The following is a 19834-nucleotide window of genomic DNA, read 5'->3' on the forward strand; positions in this document are numbered from 1 at the left end:
TTTCTATGCTTAAGGGGTCAATAAAGATTTAAGTCGCTCGATTTCAATATCTTTTTTGGCGAGCTTATTCTCATAAGATTGAACGACCAAGTCCAATCTTTTTTGAATGTCTATAACCTGATTCTTGTATTTTTCTTGGATTTTAAAATCTTCGGGAGTGAAATCGGTGTCTTGATCGCCATGTATATTTGTGTAGACGTTTTTGAGCTTTACGTCAGTACAGAAGGACATCCTCTTTAAGTTGTCTGCACGGATGTCACCTTTGGCAAAAACAGCGATAAAATCACTCCACCTATCTTCAGGCAGATTAGAAAACTGTGAGCTGGTAAATGATTCCAATAGTGTCACACCATAACCACATCGACGCCCCCATGTCTCTAGTGCTTTACCTGAATCAGGGTAAAATCGCCAACAATCGACAGGATATCTGTGTATATATCCGTTGCTGGGGACATTGATATAGATAAGACCACCGGGCTTCAAAATTCTTAGCATTTCACTAAATGATAGCCAAAATAATTCTGAATGCTCAAGGCAGGAACTGGTTACGACGACATCGGTAGACGCATCTTCCACAGGGAGTCGATAAGGATCGCTGATCAAAACATCGACACCTTTTCCTTGGGTAAAGTCAAGGCCGATATAAGAGACGTTCTCTTTGCATACGAAGAAGTCCCTGATGCTACCATTAACATCCTGTGAACCTATTTCGATTATATTAACTGGTTCATGGGTGTCATTAATGTAAGTATCGAAAAATTTCTTGCCAAAATATAAAGCTGATGGGTGCATGATATCCTTTTATATGAACTGAACTTTCCATTAAGAATGATAGGTAGCATTAGTATCTAAATAAAAATTTAGAGAAGACGCATTGCAGCTTTCTTTGCATTCGTGGCCAGCTGAGTACGCTTTTCATGATGCTGGGCAAGAGTTTTTATTGCATTAACCCATGATGAGATATCATTTTCAAGTAAAATTCCATTAACATTTTGTGTCACAACCCCTCTGTATGGAGCTCGATTGCTATAAATACCGGCAGCACCCATCCGAACAAAATCATAAAATTTAACAGGTCCCCGCCCCGCATTAAAGGCAGAGTCAAGTAAGGGGGCCAAACCGATATCTATACGCTGAGTCTGAGTATATACCAAGTAATTTTCCCAAGACATGGGGTGAAGTACAGTCACTCTAGGTGTATTTCGATAGAGTTTATGTATGTCATGCTCACCAAATATCTCAAACGTGACATTTTGGCAGAGGGTCATTACTTGGCTGATAACATCATATAGCCATATTTTCTCATCCCGATGAGAGCTAGTACCATGATATGCAACTCTAAGCATAGGTGTATGCTCAAGTAGTGTGCTGGATGGTGTCGGGTTGATAATTTTTGGATCGAAATGAGAATATTTATTTCTTAGGTAAGGCGTTGATACCCAGAACTCATCACAATAGGCTGTTATCCACCTGTGTTGAGTCGAGGCTCGGCGTAGTATTTTCTTGCGATATTCTTTGGGTAAGCGCTGCAAGGCTGCGGGATCCAGCAGGTCATCATCCATGAAATAAATGATTCTTGACAGCTTATCAATATCCTTCTCAATTCTGGCTTGCCAGTGTGAGGATATAAACCTGACGATGACAATCGCATCATCAGGTTGGATTGATAAATGATTTAGATCGTTTCCGTCTTTTAATATGACATCAACATTTTTAAATTGTGCGGATATGCTCTGATGAAAGTAGGCTAACGTTGGTGAACTACCTTCATGGAAAATAATAACCCGCCGACAAGTCCCGTGTAATATTGAGCTAAGGCCGTGTTCTTTCTTATTTAATTTTCGGTATTTTTTAAATAATACTTTTCTTATCATTTCATCCATGGCAGCACCACATTGGGAGCACGACTTAACGAAAAATCGGGTCTGTCATAACTCAAGTTGGGATTATAGGCAGGATCGTGTTTCAACCGCTGCGCCCAGCGTTTCTTCATATAATGCAGCTCCCTTTGTGCACGTGCCAACTGCTGCGGTGTCACATCCTTGCCACGAGAGACCGATTCATGGTGATAGAGCTCGGCAAAAGGGGTCCAGACGATTCGCCAGCCTGCCTCGCCAACCCGTAGGCAATAATCCACATCGTTGAAAGCAACGGGCAGATTGATTTCATCCAGACCGCCTAGCGACAAAAACAGCTCTCTATGAGTCAGTAGACAGGCGGCGGTGACGGCAGAGAGTTCCTGTGCGCAGACTGCCCGGCGCTGATAGCCAGGGGCATCGGCGGTGAGACCGGTATGAAAGTGGTCGGCGCAGCCGCCTGGCCCAACGGCATCACCACCATGCTGCACCCGGCCATCGCCATAATAGAGCTTGGCGCCCACCACCCCGACGCCTGGGCGCAGCAGATGGGAGACCATCTCTTCCAGCCAGCTCGGGTTCATGACTTCGGTGTCGTTGTTAAGCAGGCAGATGACATCACCACTGGCCTGGTTCACGGCCGCATTGTTAATGGCCGAATAGTTGAATGGATGGTCATAAGGGATCACCCGTACCCCGTATTCCTGGGCGGCATGGGCTAGATAGGCCAGGGTCTCGGCCTCGTCACTCTGGTTGTCCATCACCAGGATTTCCAGATTGGGGTAGCGTGTCTGCCGTACCAGGCTGTCGATGCAGGGCTTGAGATGAGCCAGGCCATTGCGGGTGGGGATGATCACCGATACCCGAGGCAATTGGGCTGGCAATGGCCAGTGCCAGCGGCAGATCCCATGGGGAGCAGGGGAGATCGTCACGCCCGAAGGCATCGCTTGGCTCGCCTGAGCGATCAGCTCATGGTCATCCTCACTCTGGGTGGGTAGATGCATCATCAGCACCGGAATATGTGCTATCTGTTCGGCATCCAACTGCCGGGCAAGTTGTAGCCACCTGTGATGGCAACTGACTCGATCGGCAGGCACGAGAGGCGCCTTTTGCCCCTGCCATAGCGAACACCAGCCGATGTAGTTCTGGCCGTGCAGCAGTGTTTCATTCCAATCCGGTTTGAAGTGGGGAGAGTGGCGTTTGCCACTGTCATCCAGCAGATCGTGATCCCCGTAGATCCATTTTGCATCCGGCGTTAGCCGTAGCTGATGGGCAACCCAAAAGAGCGCTGCAGGCGCGATCTCTGCCCCAACTGGGATGGCCCAATGCCAGATTTCGGCAGTGTGCTCCGACTCAGGCCTGTCCACGCCTGGCTCCAGCAAAGTGATATGAGTTGCCGGGTAGCAGAGCGCCTCGATACTGGCAAGGGTGCGCTGCCGGGCAGCAGCATCTCCCTCACCCACCAGGTACAAGCAGACAGGGGGCAACTCGCCCCAGCGACCCAGCAAGCGGTTGATGAGCTGGCGATCGCCCGGCAGCAAGGCATCGAAGCTGGCCAGCCAATGCTCGTAGGCGTGTAGGGGTCTGTCATCACGCAGTTTGCCAACCAGCTCATATGCCAGAGGAAGATTGGTGAACCACAGGTGCCAGGGTAACCCCAGTCGCCTGCGCTTTTGAGCATTCAGCCGCCCATAGAAGGGCCACACCCGGCGCAGGCGCCGCCAGAGGCTCTCGATAGGGGAGATTTGACGAATCTGAGTGATCTCAACCTGGCAATCGGCCCCCTCACTGCTCGCCGACAGGGTGAGTTGGCAAGCCCCCATGGGGAGATAGACCACTTCTTGCAAGGTGCCACGGCGGGTGATAGGCAGTATCTGTGCATGCCAGTGCCCTTGGCGGCATTGCCAGCGCAACCGGGTTTCTCCCCGTGGCTGGCGAGCGTGCACCTTGCCCTGAATAAAGAGCCAGCCAGATCGCAACAAAAAAGAGTCTGGCAGCGTCAAGGGCTGCCAATGGCCATCGCTATGCATAACAACATTCACAATCTAAAGAAGAGAGTTCCCAGTCTGGCCACAGGGGTGGCGACAAACATGGGCAAGAGAAGCGCAATATGGCGATGTCAGCCCATCCATTTCTTCATTTTGGTACCGAGCCAGGAGCGAGCAGACGTCGCCTCGTCGGCGGGCAGGGTTGCCAGTCGCTCGCCAAGGGCGGCCATTTCCGCCTTTACCCTGGGGGCCAGGGCGGCGGCAAGCAGACAAGTCTCATCGTTGCGATCATGAGCCTTGAAATAGGCCTTGTGTTTGACCCGGTTCGCGGTGGCCGCACTGCCCCGCAGATGTTTGCCGAGCAGAAACTCTTCCAGCGATTTGACGGCATAGTGGTTGACGCGCACCCCGCTCCAAAGCACCTCGGCACTGACCCCGTTGCCATGCTTGGGATGCAGTACCAAATCATTGCCCTGTGCATCGATATAACGGCCATAACGCAAGTCAGCGTAGTGGGGGTTATGAAAACGATTCACCCGCAGTGGCCTGACAATGCTTTTAAAATTGTGGTGAACATTGAAAGGCTGCGGTGCACGCTTGGTAAAACGCTCGGTTACCAAGCCATCTTCGGCAAACAGTTCACCATTAGAACCAAAATTGGACCAATTCAGGGCGAGGGCACTGACGCTCTCATCCTGAAAGCGGGAGGCAAGAAAATCAGTCAATGAGACTTCATTGGTCAACGGCAATAAAAACTCATCGGCATCGATAAAGGCAAGCAGATCGACCCCAGGTGGACAGCTTCGCAAAATACGCTCGTAGGCAGGCAATTGCGGCTTTTGATTATCCAGATCGGGCTGCTCAAATGTGCTCACAATCCCCAATTTGGCGAGAGAGGCAAGCAGTTCTGTACTACCGTCTCGGCTACCATTGTCGGCAATAATAAATCCGGTCACGCCTAATACTCGGTGGAAGGCAATCCACTCAAGCAGACCTGAATATTCATCTTTAATGATGGCAGCAATATAGAGGTTCAATTTATCGTCCAGCTGATAATCAGGATGCAGTGCCGGCTATCACGCGATAGAGGAAGACCGGCACAAAGTAGTGCAGTTGTTCTTATATGGTGGGGGAGAACGTCAGCTCCTCCAACCAGGTAATGAGGCCATCAGACTCCAACCCCAGGGTGATACGGTCAGAGAAGGGCACGGTGATATTGAAGCCGCAGCACAATCTGGGATGATTGTCTGCGGGTTGTTGCAAGATGGCAGAGACAACGTCAGGGCGTTTGACATTGAACGCAAAGCTATATGTCGCCGTGCCCGTCTTGATGGCCAGCCGGGGAGAGGTTTCTCCTTGTGCCAGCAACCAGCCCTGAAGTGCGATGCGACCATGGGTGAGGGTGAATGGTTCCTTGCGTGAGGGGGAATCCATATGCCAGCGCAACTGCCCACTCTGGGTAATCAGTGGCGATGTCGTCAGGGTGTAAGAGATTGTCATCCGGTTTTGATACTCGTGTCATTTTATTGTTGTGGGGGGGCGCCTCTTGCAAGAGTCCAGACAATATCTGCCATCCTCCACTCATCGCCCCTTTGCTCAAAGGCGAGACAGCCTCGACGCCATACTTGGGCTGCGCAAGCAGACCTCCCTTTGGTACGGAGAGTCTACCCCAACCCGGGGGGGCGTTGTCATCCTCAGGCCATTTCCTTGCTTATCTTGTGGCGCAGCTCACTCAGTAGCTGGCGGCATTCGTTCAGGCAGGCCGTGCCGACCCTCTTGTTGCACAATATCTCGCCGTCAGTTTATCCGGCCAGTGACGGGAGCGCTGGCGCATCCAGCTCGGCGATCGTCTTTTGGATATAAAAAACGTGCTTCTCATCGTTCGTCTGCAAGGTGTGAAGATAATCCGCCCGCTCCAAGGCCGAGAGGGTGAGTATTTTTCGTTTGCAATCGTGTGAGACCGAATAGTTCGACTCAGGAGCTTCTACCAGAAAGCGAGTGGTGATCTCGCAGATGACCAGGTCGGGTTGCTCATGGGCCACAATTTCGTCATCGATGCTGGCCCCCGACAAGACATAGACCACTCTGGCAAACGCATTGGCGAGATAAGGGATCATGTTGTAGGCAAAGGAGTCGCCAAACACGATAACCTTGTGCGGCAAGGGTGCCTCTGGGTGCTGAAAGACCTGGAGCAAGCCCCTGCTTTTTAGGCGGTTGTCAAAGACCAGATGCTGGAGGGCGGGGGAAAAATCCGCCTTCATGAGCGTTTGGTCGGTCGGCGTTGAAAGCTTCACGCCAAGATCCCCCGCGTCCTTGATAATGCGAAAGGCAAAGGGGAAGGGCTCTTCCAAGGGCAGGCCGAGCTTGCGCAGCATATGGTCCACGGCGATGCCGGCACCATAGTCGGTCCAGTGGGTATCCTGCTTTGCATAGGTGGCGTCGCCAGCATGACCCAGTGCTTCTTTCGGATAGATGATATCTTCTCGCTGGAAGTGAACGAGAAACTGCTCCACCGGCGTAATGTCCGCCTTTGGGTGTGGATAACAGTGTGGCAGCACCAGCTCCTTGGCGGGCGCCAGCATAAAGACACGTTTGGCCCGGCAGTTATCCACGCAGTGATTGAGCGCAGAGAAATAGCCTTGCCACAACGAGAGGATCAGGTCGGATATCAACTCACGCCCGATAAATTGCGCCACGCTGTGATTGTGGTCATTGTCCAAAAAGAGGTGACCTGATTTGCCAAACAGTACTTTTGCTGCAGGCATGATATCCACCCTTGCCACCCAGGCTATCTTATCCTCGACAATAAAACCGACATCAAAGCCGCCAGAAAAAGCGATGGGAATAAGAAAACCGCAGAGTGCATCGGCATCCATATCGCGTTTTTTGAGTACGTCAAGCCTGACTCTGTTGCACTTAAAGATATGTTCACCGTGCTGATGCCTGACCACTATGTCTACGGATTTTTTATTGTGCAGTACCCATCCTGACAGCTTGAGCATCGAAGAGGTAAAGAGAGTGATCTCTTCGGGTCTGGGAGTGTCAATGGCAAATATCAGACCGGCAACCCCATGTTGCAACGGGATGACCTTCAATCTGTTTGGTCATCACATCTGACATATCAGTGCTCAAAATCATGCCTTGTCATAGTGCTCCCCAGCCAGATCACCTTGGTGATGGCTGGGGTATGCAGGGTCTGGCTTACCATCAGTCAGATCCGAAAAGATCCCGCGTATAGACCTTGTCGGTGACATCGACCAGCTCAGCGGCCATGCGATTGCACAGAATAACGTCGCTCACGGCCTTGAACTCTTCCAGGCTGCGGATGACCCGGGAGTGGAAGAAGGTCTCTTCCTTGAAGGTGGGCTCGAAGATCACCACTTCGATCCCCTTGGCCTTGATCCGCTTCATGATCCCCTGGATGGCGGACGATCGGAAGTTGTCCGAGCCCGCCTTCATCACCAGACGGTGGATACCGACTACCTTGGGGTTGCGATGAATGACGCTGTCGGCAATAAAGTCCTTGCGGGTGGTATTGGCATCGACGATGGCGCGGATCAGGTTGTTGGGCACCTGACTGTAGTTGGCCAGCAACTGCTTGGTGTCCTTGGGCAGGCAGTAACCGCCATAGCCAAAGGAGGGGTTGTTATAGTGGCTGCCGATGCGCGGATCCAGCCCGATGCCTTCGATGATCTGGCGGCTGTCGAGGCCATGGGCCTGGGCATAGGTGTCCAGCTCGTTGAAATAGGCCACCCGCATTGCCAGATAGGTGTTGGCAAAGAGCTTGATGGCCTCGGCCTCGGTGCTGCCGGTCAGCAGCACGGGCACATCCTGCTTGATGGCGCCTCCTTGCAGCAATTCGGCAAAGCGTTGGGCCCGCTCGCTGCGCTCGCCCACCACGATGCGCGAAGGGTGCAGGTTGTCATAGAGCGCCCGGCCTTCGCGCAGGAACTCGGGGGAGAAGATCAAATTCTCGGTCCCCAATTCGCTGCGCATCCGCTCGGTAAAGCCCACCGGAATGGTGGATTTGATCACCATCACCGCTTGCGGGTTGATGGCCATCACGTCGCGGATCACCGCCTCGACCGTACCGGTATTGAAGTAGTTGGTCTCGGGATCGTAATCGGTGGGGGTGGCGATAATCACAAAGTCGGCCGCTTCATAGGCCTCGAATTTATCCAGCGTTGCCTTGAGATTAAGCGGCTTGCTGGCCAGATACTCTTCCAGCTCCTTATCCGCGATGGGGGATTGACGCCGGTTAATCTGTTCAACCTTTTCAGGAATCACATCCAGGGCAATGACTTGATGGTGTTGAGCCAAGAGTACCGCATTGGAAAGGCCGACATAGCCGGTGCCTGCAATGGTAATGTTCATATTTTTTCGCTTATTGAATACAAACGTGATGTTAGGGTTTTTACATCAAGATAGAGGGGCTTATAAGTTATGATAATTTTTGAACCACTCAACGAAACTATTTATACCTGTTTGCAGATTAGTGTCAGGAGAGAAGCCTACGGCTTTATTCAATTTATCAGTGTCTGCATATGTCATAGGCACATCACCATCTTGCATTGGATAATGAATCTTCTCGGCCTGTACTCCACAAGCACTTTCTATGGCTTTGATAAAGTTAGACAATTTTTCAGGGTTGTTATTACCGATGTTGTATATTTCAAAAGGTAGCGCTTTTTGAGGTGGTGTTACAAGTAGTCTTACAATCCCTTCGACGATATCGTCGATATAAGTGAAGTCCCTCAACATATTACCATTGTTGAATACTTTAATGGGACGGTTATGCAAGATAGCATCTGTAAATAGCCAGGGCGCCATGTCGGGGCGACCCCAGGGGCCGTAGACAGTAAAGAAACGAAGACCAGAGATAGGCATATTATAAAGATGGGAGTAGCTTGCAGCCATAACCTCATTTGCCTTCTTGGTCGCCGCATAGTAACTCACCGGGAAGTCAACGCGATCATCCTCTGAGAAAGGTACTTTTTCATTTCTCCCATATACGCTGGATGAACTGGCAAAGACGAGGTGTTTTATTTTGTGGTGGCGGCAAGCCTCTAGAATATTGGCAAACCCAACAAGATTACTGGCTGTATAAGCTTTGGGGTTTTCAATGGAATATCTGACGCCTGCTTGGGCTGCAAGATTAACCACATAGTCAAATTGGTGCTGCTCAAAAAGCTCGTTAAGAGCAATATCATCTGCAATGTCTGCTTGATAAAAGGTAAAATTTTGCTTGCCTTGTAACGTTGCCAGTCGGGCATATTTAAGGTCGGTGGAATAGTAGTCATTGATATTATCAATCCCTACGATGTCATAGTTGCCATTTTTTAACAGCTGTTGACATAGCGCATGACCAATAAATCCAGCCGCACCTGTTATTAGTACTTTATAAGACATTGTTACTCCATATCTTTACCAAGACGGCGAAACTCTCGATTCAAGAAACCACATTTGTTGATACTATAGGCTTCATAGAAGTCATTTTTTGTAAGTTCATCTTGAACATTGAAAAAATCTCTGGGGAGTGTTGACACTACATGAGTGTAAGCTTGCGATAGCCCCTTATCTCCAATAAATGACTCATAATAATGACGCGTTCCATCAGGTTTAAGTGTTTTATTTCTCAAGTAGCTTGATTTGACCCAGAAAAAGTTATGCCACAACCAGCCTCCTTTTGAGGGAAACAGACCAGCCTTATATATGTCATCGTTCATCAGTAAATACGTCAAGTCCCATGATAAGTTTTTTTGAACATGGTATTTGAATATCCCCATAGATAGTTCGTTGTTGTTTGCTGACCCTTTAGAATGACAGTAGAAAATTAAAGTGTCTGGATTTTTTTTTGCAAACTCAATACATGATAGAATACCATTGTGTTCATAGTTATTGACTTGCTGTATATATTTGCTGTAGATGAAGAAGTCGTATTTTTTTGCTATGTAAAGTAAGGTTGAATATAACCTTTCAGGTATTGTCGCAACAATAAATCGCATATTTACATTGTTTTCATTGCACTGTTTTGAAAGGAATAGTAGTTGTTTTTCTATATAGTCAGCACGAGATTGTATAACATCATCTATTTCATTTTCAGAACCGAAGTATGCAAAATAAAAAATACATTTAACGTTATTCATTCATGATTACCTGAAAGCTGTTCATGCATGATGTTATCATTATCATGATAAATTGTGGAATAACTCTCTTAAAGTGTTTTTGTGTTTATTTATGTCGATTTCACAAATTGATTTTCCTGAACCGTCCAAAGCATATATAGCGATATCTCTGATTCCATCTACAAATACTTCCTGCATATCTAAAGATATATGAAAACCACAGTTAGAATCATTTGATATTCCATGCTGGCATACGTCATGTCTAGATATATTACTATAGGATAGATTGTTTATATAGCTATTGTTATTTATTATGACTTTAATCCCAGAAAGTGGGCTCTTATTTCCAGAGACGGCCCAGCCACTAATTAAAACTGTGCTTCCATTAAGGGAAATACTATCAATGCAAGATAAGCCATTATTATCACTTGAGCGATAAAGAGACTGGATATCACAAGGTTCACTTTTATATGAAATGGCTTTCTTTATATTATCTATATTGTCTTTTACTTTGGAAATAAAGACGTGTGGGTACTGCTCTCGTACCGTGTTAATATCATGGTTTTTGAAGAACCTTCCGTTCAAATCAGAATTTTTTCCAGAAGGCCGACCCCTAGCTGCTTTTTTTGAAAAAAATTCCATTTTTGACTTTATAACGTAATGGTTGATTCTACATTTATCCCAAGAAACACTCTGGCTCAGACCAGTCAAAGTATTCATGTCGCTCAAATCAGAAAGAACATATTTCCCATCAATCTTGAAATAATGTGCATTTTCTCCAGTATCAATCAGCGATTCTTTTCTAATTACTGATTTATAGTGGTTGTTTGCAGGGAAGTTCTGAACTGCTCTATGTTCAAAAAGTTCAATTACAAGTGAATCACTACGAGGCAGTATACAATTAGAGGAGCCATAGATGGCCCAATTTAAAGCTATAGCACCAATATCGGGATCACTGAAAACATTTATCAGGGGTTCGATACCTTTATCTATATCACTTGGGTAAAGGAACTCGTCAGCATCGATAAATGCTATGAATTTGTCATCGCTCTTCAGGTTATTTATTATTTTCTTGTATGCTGGAAGTTGAGGTTTTATTCCAGGTTCATTTTTGTATTCAATTCTAGTAATTATTCCAGATGAGTGTAAATTGCAAAGTAATTCTGAAGACCCATCATTACTGATATTATCTACTATGTAAAACCTATCTACACCTATGGCTTTGTGATATGCAATCCATTCTAGGATATAAGGTCCTTCATTTTTAAAAATTGCACCTATACAAAACATTCTATTGCCTCAAATAAATCAATGTTAGATAGAAAAATCTTCTCTACTGTGGGTCAGGTTCTGGCTATAGAAGGGATCTCGCACCAGATGTTTTCCCCACTTGGATTTCATAAAGTTCACTTCTTTGGTAAAGCGGGCAATCTTTTCCGGTGAATCTTCGGCCCCCCGGCTGATGGATTCATAGTGATAAAGTTCGGCATAGGGGGTCCAGAGATTGCGATAACCCGCCTCGCGCACTTTCAGGCAGAAGTCCACATCGTTAAAGGCCACGTGCAGGTTCTCTTCATCCAGCCCGGCGACATCATCATAAATCTCTTTACGAATAAGCAAGCAGGCTGCCGTCACGGCTGAGAGGGTTTGCGTCAGCAACAAACGGCTGAAATATCCCGGATGGTGGCGAGGGTAATGCTTGTGGGAATGGCCACCCACGCCGCCAATGCCGAGGATAACGCCACCGTGTTGCAGGGTATCGTTGCTGTAATAGAGCTTGGCCCCCACACAGCCGATCTCCGATCGCAGGCAGTGGCTGACCATCTCGGTCAACCACTCCGGGTTGATCACCTCGACATCATTGTTGACCAGACCGACGATGCTCCCCTTGGCATGGCGGGCGCCGAAGTTGTTGATGGCCGAGTAGTTGAAGGGGTGATCGTAGCGCAATACTTTGACCCGGCTGTCTTCGCGCTGGATCTGGGCAAAGAAGTCGAGGGTCTCCTGCTCGACGCTGCCGTTATCGAGGATCAGGATCTCGAAGCGGGTGTAGGTACTGCGTTCCAGGATGCTGCGCACCGCGGTTTCGGTCAGGGCGCGGCGATCCCGGGTGGGGATCAGCAGGCTGACCAGAGGGGCTGGCTCGGGGATGGGGTAGCGCACCCGATAGGTGTTGGCCACCAGGCCTGCCTCTACCCTGACACCGGGTTGCTGGCCAGCGAAATAGTCGCGCAGTGCCTGGATGCCTGCATCCGTGGTGTAACTCTTCTCACCGGAGGCCAGGGCCGTGGAGCCCTCTATGGTGCGCCAGTGGTAGAGCACGCGGGGGATATGGACTATCTGGGTGGCCGTCACATGGGGCAGGCAGCGCAGCAGCAGATCCTGATCCTGGCTACCTTCGACGCCAAGGCGGAAGCCACCAATTTGTTGCAGCAGGCTGCGGCGATAGACCCCGAGGTGGGATACATAGTTTTGCGAGAAGAACAGATCCGGGTTCCAGTCACTCTTGAAATGGGGGTCAAAGCGTTCGCCGCGACCATTGAGCTTGTCTTCGTCACTGTAGAGGATCTGGGTATCGGGCCGTTCACAGATGGCCTGTGCCATAAACAGCAGGGCATGTTCCGGCAGGGCATCATCGTGATCCAGCAGGGCCACGAAATCGCCCTTGGCAATCTGCAGGGCGCTGTTGGACGCCGCCGAGATATGGCCATTTTGCTCGCGGTAGACAACCCTGATCCGGCTGTCTTTGGCCTCATATTCGCGCAGTACCCGCTGTACATGGGCTTTTGGCGAGCGATCATCTGCAATACAGAGCTCCCAGTGGGGATAGCTCTGTGCCAAGACGGATTCGAGGCAGGCACGTAAGTAGATTTCTGCCGGGTTATAGACTGGCATTACCACAGAGATAAGGGGAGGCGCTTTCATGCCAGAGAGCATGGCGTCCACTTCCACGGGAGTGGGCAGCGAGGCCGCTTCTACCGTTTCTATCCACTCTTCATAATCGACAGAGGGCAAGGAGAAACTGAAGGTCTCGTTATAGAGTGCCTGCAACTGTGCCATTGATATGCCTTTACTCTCGGTAGAGATCGACGCCTTGATCTTATCCAGCGGCATATCCCGATAGCTTTGATGCTCTTTTTGAATACGAGCCAGCAATGCTTGTTCAATGTGGCTTTCATTGATGGAGGTAATGTCAAAATGAGTAATGGAAAATTCAGATGCCTGCTCCAGTGGGTCGAAGCGCAAGGCAACAAGTGGAGATTCCAGATAGAACAAGCGACTGGTGGCTACATCTCTTTTATATGGCAAGGTGACCGTTTCAAGCTCGTTAAACCCCTTGCCGGTATCCAGATACAGCTTGGCAAGCCCCTGCTTGGCGGGGCAAGCCAGGGTCAGATTAAACTGGTACCAACCTTGTCCTATGCTGGGGAGCTGTCCTAAATCAATGATGAAGAACGGGTCTTCTCCCTCTGACAACCACCCATGGGGATGATCAATATCGGTTGAAAGTTGGTTCAGTGCCAGATACGGCAGGGCAATCGAAGTGGTTCTCTGAGCTACTGCTGGCGCAACGTCCCAGGATGCACATGGTTTTCTGCCAAGTAGCAGACCATAACGCTTGAAATGCTCTTTGGCAGAGAGCCCGGTCTGGTTGACATCCCAATAGGTGTGCAGATACCACTGTTCGTCAAACTGTGCCAGCAACGCTTCCAGGTTATTGTTAACCGTCATTTTTTATTTTCCCTTGTTGGCCGGCAGACAGTGACGCTGCTCGGCCTTCCCGTGCATGATGTAATGAAGTAACGGATTGATGGTGCCTTGGGCCACATCCGGGTAGGTCTGCAAATACCAGCGGGTATCGAACTGCTCGCTGGGGCTATAGCCTTTATCCGCCCCGACCTTGATAAAGTGCTCGATGGCGGGCAGCCCCGCATCGGCAACCTCTGGATAGCGGTGCAGATACCAGAGTTCGTCAAAGAGCCCGGAGGCTGCAATACGCTCTACGGCGCTTACAGAAGTTGTTGTCCCAGTTGGGCTTTCTTTGAACGTGCGGCCAAGGGCGCGCACGGGGGCGGTCAGTTTCCAAGAGACGGTCTTCTTCAGCTTCTGCGCCCGCGCCTTTGCCTGTTCCAACTGTTGCTCTTTTTGTTGCAACTGGCGGGTTACCTGTTCCAGGTGCCGGGTCATGGTCGCCAGTTCTGCGAAGCGCTCGGCAATATTGGCCTCCAGCTCCTTGTTTTGTTTGGCCAGCTCACCCACTTGTTCTTCGAGCACTGCTTGTTGGCGAGTCGCCTGTTGCTGGCTGGCGGCGAGCTGCTGTTGCAGATCTGCCAGTCCCTGGGCCAGCTTGGCTCGCTCTGTTTGCCAGGCTTGTTCACGAGCCAGAAGGGTATCGTGTATCTGTTGCTTTTCTGCTGTTAGCGAGGTCAGTGATTGATCACGTTCTTCCAGCCAGTGAGTCAGGCTCGCTATCTCGGTGAATCGCTCATTTAGCCCCTGTTCCAGGGCGTCGATCTGCTGCTGCTTTTCCGCACTCAACGAAGCTAGCTCGGTCTGAGCTTGCTGATACTGCGCTTTCACGCTCTGCACCTGCTGCTGCGCGGCCGAGAGCGTGGTGGCGAGCTGCTGATGCGCCGCATCCTGCTGCTTGATGGTCTGGGAGTGCTCGGCAAGCAACTGGGTCTGCTCTTCGAGCAGGCGGGTCAGGGTGGCGGTTTCGTCAAAGCGCTCGCTCAGTGCCTGATTGAGCTTGTTTACTTGCTGCTGTGAGGCGGCGAGCTCGGCGCTGAGGTGCTGGTTCGCCGTGCATTCGGACTGCCACTGTTGCTGTGTGGTGACCAACTCGGCGGCCAGTTGTTGGTGTGTCATCTCTTGATCATTGATGGTGCGAATGTGCCCTGCGATATGCTGAGCCTGCTCTTCAAGTTGCTGCGTCAATACGGCGGTTTCGCCAAAACGCTCGCTCAAGGCCTGATGGAGTTCGCCAATCTGCTGCTGCTGCTCATTGATCGCGGTGTTGAAGTGCAACTCCTGTTGCTGCCAGGCGTGCTGGGCGGCAGCATGCTGTTCACGTTGGCTGACCAGATCGTGGGACAGGGTGTCGCAGAGGCGTTGAAGTTGCTGATGTTCCTCTGCCTGTGTGGCTTGCTGCTGTTGTAGCATCTGCAGCTCGCGCTGCCCCATCTCGATCTGATTACTCAACTGGAGCTGTTCCTGACGCAGAGCATCGCGTTCATGGCCGAGTGCATCATGCTGGTTTTCCAGCAAGCCATAGGCCCGTTGCAGTTGGCTCTTGGTCTCGTTTTCATCCTTGAGCTCTTGCAGCAGGGCCGTCGCTCGCTCTTGCAGTAGCCTGATCGTGTCACCTTGTTCGGCCAGCGAGCGCGACTGGGCATGTTGAGTGCGCAGGGACTGATCCAACTGGCACTGTAAGTCGGCGAGTCGGTGCGAACCTTCGGTGAGTGCCAAGTTGCTCTTGCCAAGCGCCTGGGTCAGTTGGGCGGTGCGCTGCGTCTCTTCATTGAGTTGCAGCGCCTGGTCATTGAGCTGTTGCTGCAACTGCTGCAGGGTTTGCTCGCGATCGGCGGCTTGTTCATGGTGTTGCGCCAAGCGATGTTGCAATGCCCGGTGCTCATCTTGCACTTGTGCCTGCTGGGTGAGCAGTGATGCTTTCTCCTCGGCAAGCTGAGCAAGCTCGGCATTCATCTGCGCGATCTGCAAGGTGGCCTGCGTGAGCGATTTCTCCTGCTCTTGTTTGGCGGTCAGTGCCTCTTCGCGCTGTTGCTCACAGGCAGCGAAGCGAGCGTGAGCGTCCGCGGCTTGCTGTTGCAGCATGGCGATTTCATCGACATGAGCCTGCGCTTGCTGGGCGAGCAGTGACTGCTTTTCTTGGGCAAGCTGAGCAAGCTCGTCGGTCGCTTGTGTGATCTGTTGTGTCGCGTGAGCTAGCGCATTCTCAAGACTCTGTTTGGCTGCCAGCCCCTCCTCGCGCTGCTGTTCGCTGGCGGCAAGGCGAGCGTGGGTGTCCGCGGCTTGCTGTTGCAGCATCTCGAGTTCGGATGCCAGTGCCTGGGCGCGTTGCTGCTGTGCCGACAGCTGGGCCTCTTGTGCCTTGCTCTCTTCCAGTTGGCGCTCGAGAGCTATCAATTGATGGTGTTGGGCGGTGATGCGCTCGGCCAGACGGCCCCTTTCCAACGCCTGCTGCTCTTGCAGTTGTTTCTGCTCCATCTGCAGGCTGTCTCGCTGAGTGATCAGCTGTTGCTTTAACTGGCTGTTTTCCCAGCTATCGCCACAGGCCTTGCCCAAGCGAGAGAAGATATCCTGTACCTGCTTTGCCGCTTGGGCATTGGCGAACAGGTCATAGAGGTTCTTCATCTCCGGCGCCTGCTCACTGCCCACCCCAATCACGCCCAGGCCATGACCATGGGCAAATTCAAAGTGGGGGTACTGCTGCTTGAGCTCATCCAGCAGTTGGAATACGCCAAAGCCGCGTTCCCTCACATTGGTGTCGTGCATGATGACAACGGCTCTGTCAGAGAGCTTGGGCAACCAGCTCTCAAAGTCATGGCGCACGGCGTCAAGGGTGTGCAGGCCGTCGATATGGAGCAGGTCTATGCTGCCTTGAGGGAAATGTGCCAACGCCTGATCGAAGGTGCTGCGGATCAGGGTGGAGAAACTGGAATAGTGCTGCTGATTGTATTCAGAGACCTGCCCATAGACTTCCTCGCCATACACCCCCGCATGCTCATCGCCTCCCCAGGTGTCAACGGCAAAGCAGAGGGTTTCCAGATCGAGCTTGGTCACGGCCTGGCAAAACGAGAAGTAAGAGCTGCCGTAATGGGTCCCTAATTCCACAATCTTGCGGGGACGCAGGGTTTCCACCAACCAGAAGGCGAAGGGGATGTGCTCCAGCCATGCAGATTGCGCAATATAGGTTGGACGCCAAAAAAGGGAGCGCTTGAAAATCAAGTCCAGCTCGGCATTGGGCTGCACGACGGGCTTTTGCTTGCGGTTTGCCACTGAACGGCTGTGTTGTTGACGGTCCATCGGGGAAGGTCTCTTGGGTATTTGAACAAGGATTTAATTGAGGTGGTCACTGTCGTGGCCACGCTCTTGAGGGATTAGCCAAGGTCCATGACCCTGGCTGAAATAGAGTATTGACTGGCCAATGATGCCGTGGTTCGTCAGTCCTGGTGCTCACGCAAGGTGGCAAGGCCCATCACGATCAACCCGTAAAAGAGGATAAGCAGCACGCTTACCGTGGCCAGGTTGTAGAGACGGCGAGGGTATTCCGCATCCTGCGCCAGGCTCGGTTGGCTGATGACCAGCAGGTGCTTGAGCTTGCGGTATGCCTCTATCCTTGCCTGCTCCAGGCTGATGAGGCCCGTCTTGTAGAGATCCGCTGCCAGGGTAGCCTGGGTCTGTACATCCATGTAGCCGGCGGTGATCTCGTTCATGGCTTCTTTATCCTGGCCGGTGAGCTTGGCACGCTCCTGCTCCAGTTGCCTGGTTAGAGCATCGACCCGGCTCTGCACCGAGATGACTGCGGGGGCGGTCTCTTTCATGTAACTGCGCAGTTGCTTGAGTTGCGCCTGCTGGTTCACCAGCTCGCCCTCAATCTGGCTGACGACCCCGAGACGCGCGCTGCTGGTGGATTCCGGGCTGATGAGTTGGTGGCTGTTTTGAAATGCCAAGACCTTGGCCTTTTCGCCCTGAAGTCGTTGATAGGCGCGATCGACCTCTTGCTCGACAAAGGCCAGTTGCTCCAGCGCCACCTGATGCCCCAGCTTGTTGATAAAGCGCTCGGATTCCTTGAGCATCAGCCCTACCACTTGCTGGCCATATTCGGGATCAAACGCCTGTAACTCGATGGCCAGTACACCCGACAGCTCATCGAGGCGCAGCGTCAGGTGCTTGCGGTAGTATTCGATAAAGTCTTCCCGGCTGACATCCTGTGGCAGACGAGAAAAATAGTCGGCCTTGTTGCTCTGGTAATGGGCCTTGAGGCCGAGTTCTTTATCCAGCTTGGCCAGCAGATCCCAGGATTTCAGGTATTCCTGGATCAGCAGCACATCCTGATGATTACTGCCACCCAGTCCCAGCATCGACAGGGCATCGGGCAGCATCTTGATCTGATCTGCCTGCTTGATCATCAGCTCGGCTCGGCTCACATACCGATCCGAGGCGATGACGCCGAGATAGAGGGCGGCAATGGCAAAACAGGCGACGACCCAGAGAAAGCTGCCGAGTTTGAGGCTCTGTTGCCATGAGCGGTGGGCAATCTGAAAGCCGCTGGAGTCGATAAAAAAGCGTTTGGGCTCATTGCCGAGCTTGCGCAGTTTGCGCACGAGGCGGGATGGTTTTTCGGAACGGATAGGTTGGGTCATATTGGGTGCAGCTTGTTAAAGATCCTGATAAATGCGGATGGCGTCGTCGATATCGTTGAATACTTCCAATGCAGCGTTGCGCAGCAGTATTCCCATGTCGCACTGCTGGCGCAGGTTTTTCATGTCGTGGGATACCATGATAAGGCTCGCGGTCTCGCGTTTTTGATTGAACGTATCGATGCATTTCTGTTTGAAGCGGGCATCCCCTACCGAGGTGATCTCATCGGTCAGATAAATGTCAAAGTCAAAGGCCATACTGACGGCGAAGGAAAACTTGGATCTCATGCCGCTGGAGTAGGTCTTGATCGGCAGCTCGAAGTGCTGGCCGATTTCGGAAAACTCCTTGACCCACTCCTCCACGACCCGAGTATCACGTACCCCGTGGATGCGGCAAACGAAGCGGGTATTCTCCCGCCCCGTCATGCTGCCCTGAAACCCCCCGCCGAGGGCCAGCGGCCAGGAGACGCGGCAAAGACGGGTCACTTTGCCTTGGTTGGGGGTATCCATGCCCCCCAGCAGGCGAAGCAGGGTGGATTTACCCGCCCCGTTCACCCCCAGAATACCGATATTGCGATTACGCGGCAGCTGGATGCTCACATCGCGCAGCACATAGTTGCGGCCAAACTTGGTGGGGTAGTATTTGGATACATTGTCAAGAATGATCATGGGGTTTCACTTTAACTGGCAATCAGCCGGCGATGATTTAGGCGATAGCAGCTCATGGCGAAGGTCAGCAGCAGCAAGGTGACGCTGGCAAAATACATCCAGCTGACGCTGGGGCTGCTGTAACCGGCGATCCAGCCAGTGCGTATCAACTCCACGGCATGCACCAGCGGATTCCATAAGAACCAATGATGATATTGCACCGGGATGGCCGCCAGCGGATTCATCACGCAGGAGATAAACATCAGCGGCATCATCAGCAGATCAAGAAACTTGTTCGCCTCCTGGAATAGTTTGCCAATGACGCAAAAGACAATACCGAGGGAGAACGAGAATATCATGAGCAGCAAATAGCCGAGGATGACTTGCAAGGGGTCAGCCGGGATAGCATCAAACCCAAACCAGAGCAGCCCCAGCACCAGTATGATACCCACCATCATGCCCACCATGACCTCTAGCATGAAGCGGGCAACAAAGGTGGCGAAGGGGGTGACCTGACGATAACAGAACAGCCCCATGTTGGCGTTGACGGCAGATTTAAGTTGACTCACCACCTTGTTGAAAAACATGAAAGGCAGGTAACCGGCCGTGATAAAAACCTGCGCAGGCACGCCACCGAACCCACTCTGGCTGCGCATCCCAAAGACGACGCTGAACAGGCTGATCATCAACAGTGGCTCAAGCAGAGCCCAGGCATAGCCCAGCCGGTAACTGCCAAAACGGGTCTTCAGTTCTCGGATAAGCAAACCAAACGTCACATCGCGCAGCACCTGCAGGGGCGTTCGAGGTGTTTGACTGAGAATGGGTTTATGCAT

The 19834-nt window shown here is 51.4% G+C and carries 15 protein-coding genes; all 15 read right to left on the reverse strand.

Annotation, left to right across the window (positions count from 1 at the left end; genetic code table 11):
• Window positions 1-9 precede the first annotated feature (9 nt).
• Window positions 10-792, reverse strand: coding sequence for a methyltransferase domain-containing protein (locus ACW5W4_RS11890; protein WP_456689499.1), 783 nt, complete (start codon window positions 790-792; stop codon window positions 10-12).
• Window positions 793-860: 68 nt separating this feature from the next.
• On the reverse strand, window positions 861-1883 hold the full coding sequence (locus tag ACW5W4_RS11895) for a glycosyltransferase family 1 protein (RefSeq protein ID WP_456689500.1): 1023 nt from the start codon (window positions 1881-1883) through the stop codon (window positions 861-863).
• Window positions 1871-3886 (reverse strand): glycosyltransferase family 2 protein, encoded by a 2016-nt coding sequence (locus tag ACW5W4_RS11900; RefSeq protein ID WP_456689501.1) that lies wholly within the window; start codon window positions 3884-3886, stop codon window positions 1871-1873. The genes ACW5W4_RS11895 and ACW5W4_RS11900 overlap by 13 nt, the downstream gene beginning before the upstream one ends.
• A gap of 89 nt (window positions 3887-3975) precedes the next feature.
• Window positions 3976-4881: a glycosyltransferase family 92 protein gene (locus ACW5W4_RS11905; RefSeq protein ID WP_456689502.1), complete on the reverse strand. Its 906-nt coding sequence runs from the start codon at window positions 4879-4881 to the stop codon at window positions 3976-3978.
• A gap of 82 nt (window positions 4882-4963) precedes the next feature.
• Window positions 4964-5344 (reverse strand): hypothetical protein, encoded by a 381-nt coding sequence (locus ACW5W4_RS11910; RefSeq protein WP_456689503.1) that lies wholly within the window; start codon window positions 5342-5344, stop codon window positions 4964-4966.
• A gap of 302 nt (window positions 5345-5646) precedes the next feature.
• Window positions 5647-6939, reverse strand: a complete 1293-nt coding sequence (locus ACW5W4_RS11915) for a hypothetical protein (protein WP_456689504.1) — start codon at window positions 6937-6939, stop codon at window positions 5647-5649.
• A 112-nt stretch (window positions 6940-7051) separates the two neighbouring features.
• A complete protein-coding gene (locus ACW5W4_RS11920) occupies window positions 7052-8218 on the reverse strand; it encodes a nucleotide sugar dehydrogenase (RefSeq protein WP_456689505.1) in 1167 nt (388 codons plus the stop codon).
• Between the two features lie 60 nt (window positions 8219-8278).
• Window positions 8279-9253 (reverse strand): NAD-dependent epimerase/dehydratase family protein, encoded by a 975-nt coding sequence (locus tag ACW5W4_RS11925; protein ID WP_456689506.1) that lies wholly within the window; start codon window positions 9251-9253, stop codon window positions 8279-8281.
• Between the two features lie 2 nt (window positions 9254-9255).
• The gene (locus tag ACW5W4_RS11930) at window positions 9256-9990 is read right to left on the reverse strand and encodes a hypothetical protein (RefSeq protein ID WP_456689507.1); all 735 of its coding nucleotides are present in this window, start codon (window positions 9988-9990) and stop codon (window positions 9256-9258) included.
• 42 nt (window positions 9991-10032) lie between these two features.
• Window positions 10033-11259, reverse strand: coding sequence for a glycosyltransferase family 2 protein (locus ACW5W4_RS11935; protein WP_456689508.1), 1227 nt, complete (start codon window positions 11257-11259; stop codon window positions 10033-10035).
• Window positions 11260-11283: 24 nt separating this feature from the next.
• Window positions 11284-13701 (reverse strand): glycosyltransferase family 2 protein, encoded by a 2418-nt coding sequence (locus ACW5W4_RS11940; protein WP_456689509.1) that lies wholly within the window; start codon window positions 13699-13701, stop codon window positions 11284-11286.
• Between the two features lie 3 nt (window positions 13702-13704).
• The gene (locus ACW5W4_RS11945) at window positions 13705-17016 is read right to left on the reverse strand and encodes a class I SAM-dependent methyltransferase (RefSeq protein WP_456689510.1); all 3312 of its coding nucleotides are present in this window, start codon (window positions 17014-17016) and stop codon (window positions 13705-13707) included.
• A 137-nt stretch (window positions 17017-17153) separates the two neighbouring features.
• Window positions 17154-18356: a sugar transporter gene (locus ACW5W4_RS11950; protein ID WP_456689511.1), complete on the reverse strand. Its 1203-nt coding sequence runs from the start codon at window positions 18354-18356 to the stop codon at window positions 17154-17156.
• Window positions 18357-18371: 15 nt separating this feature from the next.
• Window positions 18372-19022 carry an ABC transporter ATP-binding protein gene (locus tag ACW5W4_RS11955; RefSeq protein ID WP_456689512.1) on the reverse strand — a complete coding sequence of 217 codons (651 nt, stop codon included), beginning with the start codon at window positions 19020-19022 and terminating at the stop codon, window positions 18372-18374.
• A gap of 11 nt (window positions 19023-19033) precedes the next feature.
• The gene (locus tag ACW5W4_RS11960; RefSeq protein ID WP_456689513.1) at window positions 19034-19834 is read right to left on the reverse strand and encodes an ABC transporter permease; all 801 of its coding nucleotides are present in this window, start codon (window positions 19832-19834) and stop codon (window positions 19034-19036) included.

The sequence above is a fragment of the Aeromonas crassostreae genome (assembly GCF_054052445.1).

Coding starts and splice junctions, on each gene's coding strand:
- ACW5W4_RS11950 (WP_456689511.1), bottom strand. CDS start 18,356: ATGACCCAACCTATCCGTTCCGAAAAACCATCCCGCCTCGTGCGCAAA.
- ACW5W4_RS11955 (WP_456689512.1), bottom strand. CDS start 19,022: ATGATCATTCTTGACAATGTATCCAAATACTACCCCACCAAGTTTGGC.
- ACW5W4_RS11935 (WP_456689508.1), bottom strand. CDS start 11,259: ATGTTTTGTATAGGTGCAATTTTTAAAAATGAAGGACCTTATATCCTA.
- ACW5W4_RS11925 (WP_456689506.1), bottom strand. CDS start 9,253: ATGTCTTATAAAGTACTAATAACAGGTGCGGCTGGATTTATTGGTCAT.
- ACW5W4_RS11945 (WP_456689510.1), bottom strand. CDS start 17,016: ATGGACCGTCAACAACACAGCCGTTCAGTGGCAAACCGCAAGCAAAAG.
- ACW5W4_RS11920 (WP_456689505.1), bottom strand. CDS start 8,218: ATGAACATTACCATTGCAGGCACCGGCTATGTCGGCCTTTCCAATGCG.
- ACW5W4_RS11910 (WP_456689503.1), bottom strand. CDS start 5,344: ATGACAATCTCTTACACCCTGACGACATCGCCACTGATTACCCAGAGT.
- ACW5W4_RS11960 (WP_456689513.1), bottom strand. CDS start 19,834: ATGCATAAACCCATTCTCAGTCAAACACCTCGAACGCCCCTGCAGGTG.
- ACW5W4_RS11890 (WP_456689499.1), bottom strand. CDS start 792: ATGCACCCATCAGCTTTATATTTTGGCAAGAAATTTTTCGATACTTAC.
- ACW5W4_RS11930 (WP_456689507.1), bottom strand. CDS start 9,990: ATGAATAACGTTAAATGTATTTTTTATTTTGCATACTTCGGTTCTGAA.
- ACW5W4_RS11900 (WP_456689501.1), bottom strand. CDS start 3,886: ATGCATAGCGATGGCCATTGGCAGCCCTTGACGCTGCCAGACTCTTTT.
- ACW5W4_RS11895 (WP_456689500.1), bottom strand. CDS start 1,883: ATGGATGAAATGATAAGAAAAGTATTATTTAAAAAATACCGAAAATTA.
- ACW5W4_RS11940 (WP_456689509.1), bottom strand. CDS start 13,701: ATGACGGTTAACAATAACCTGGAAGCGTTGCTGGCACAGTTTGACGAA.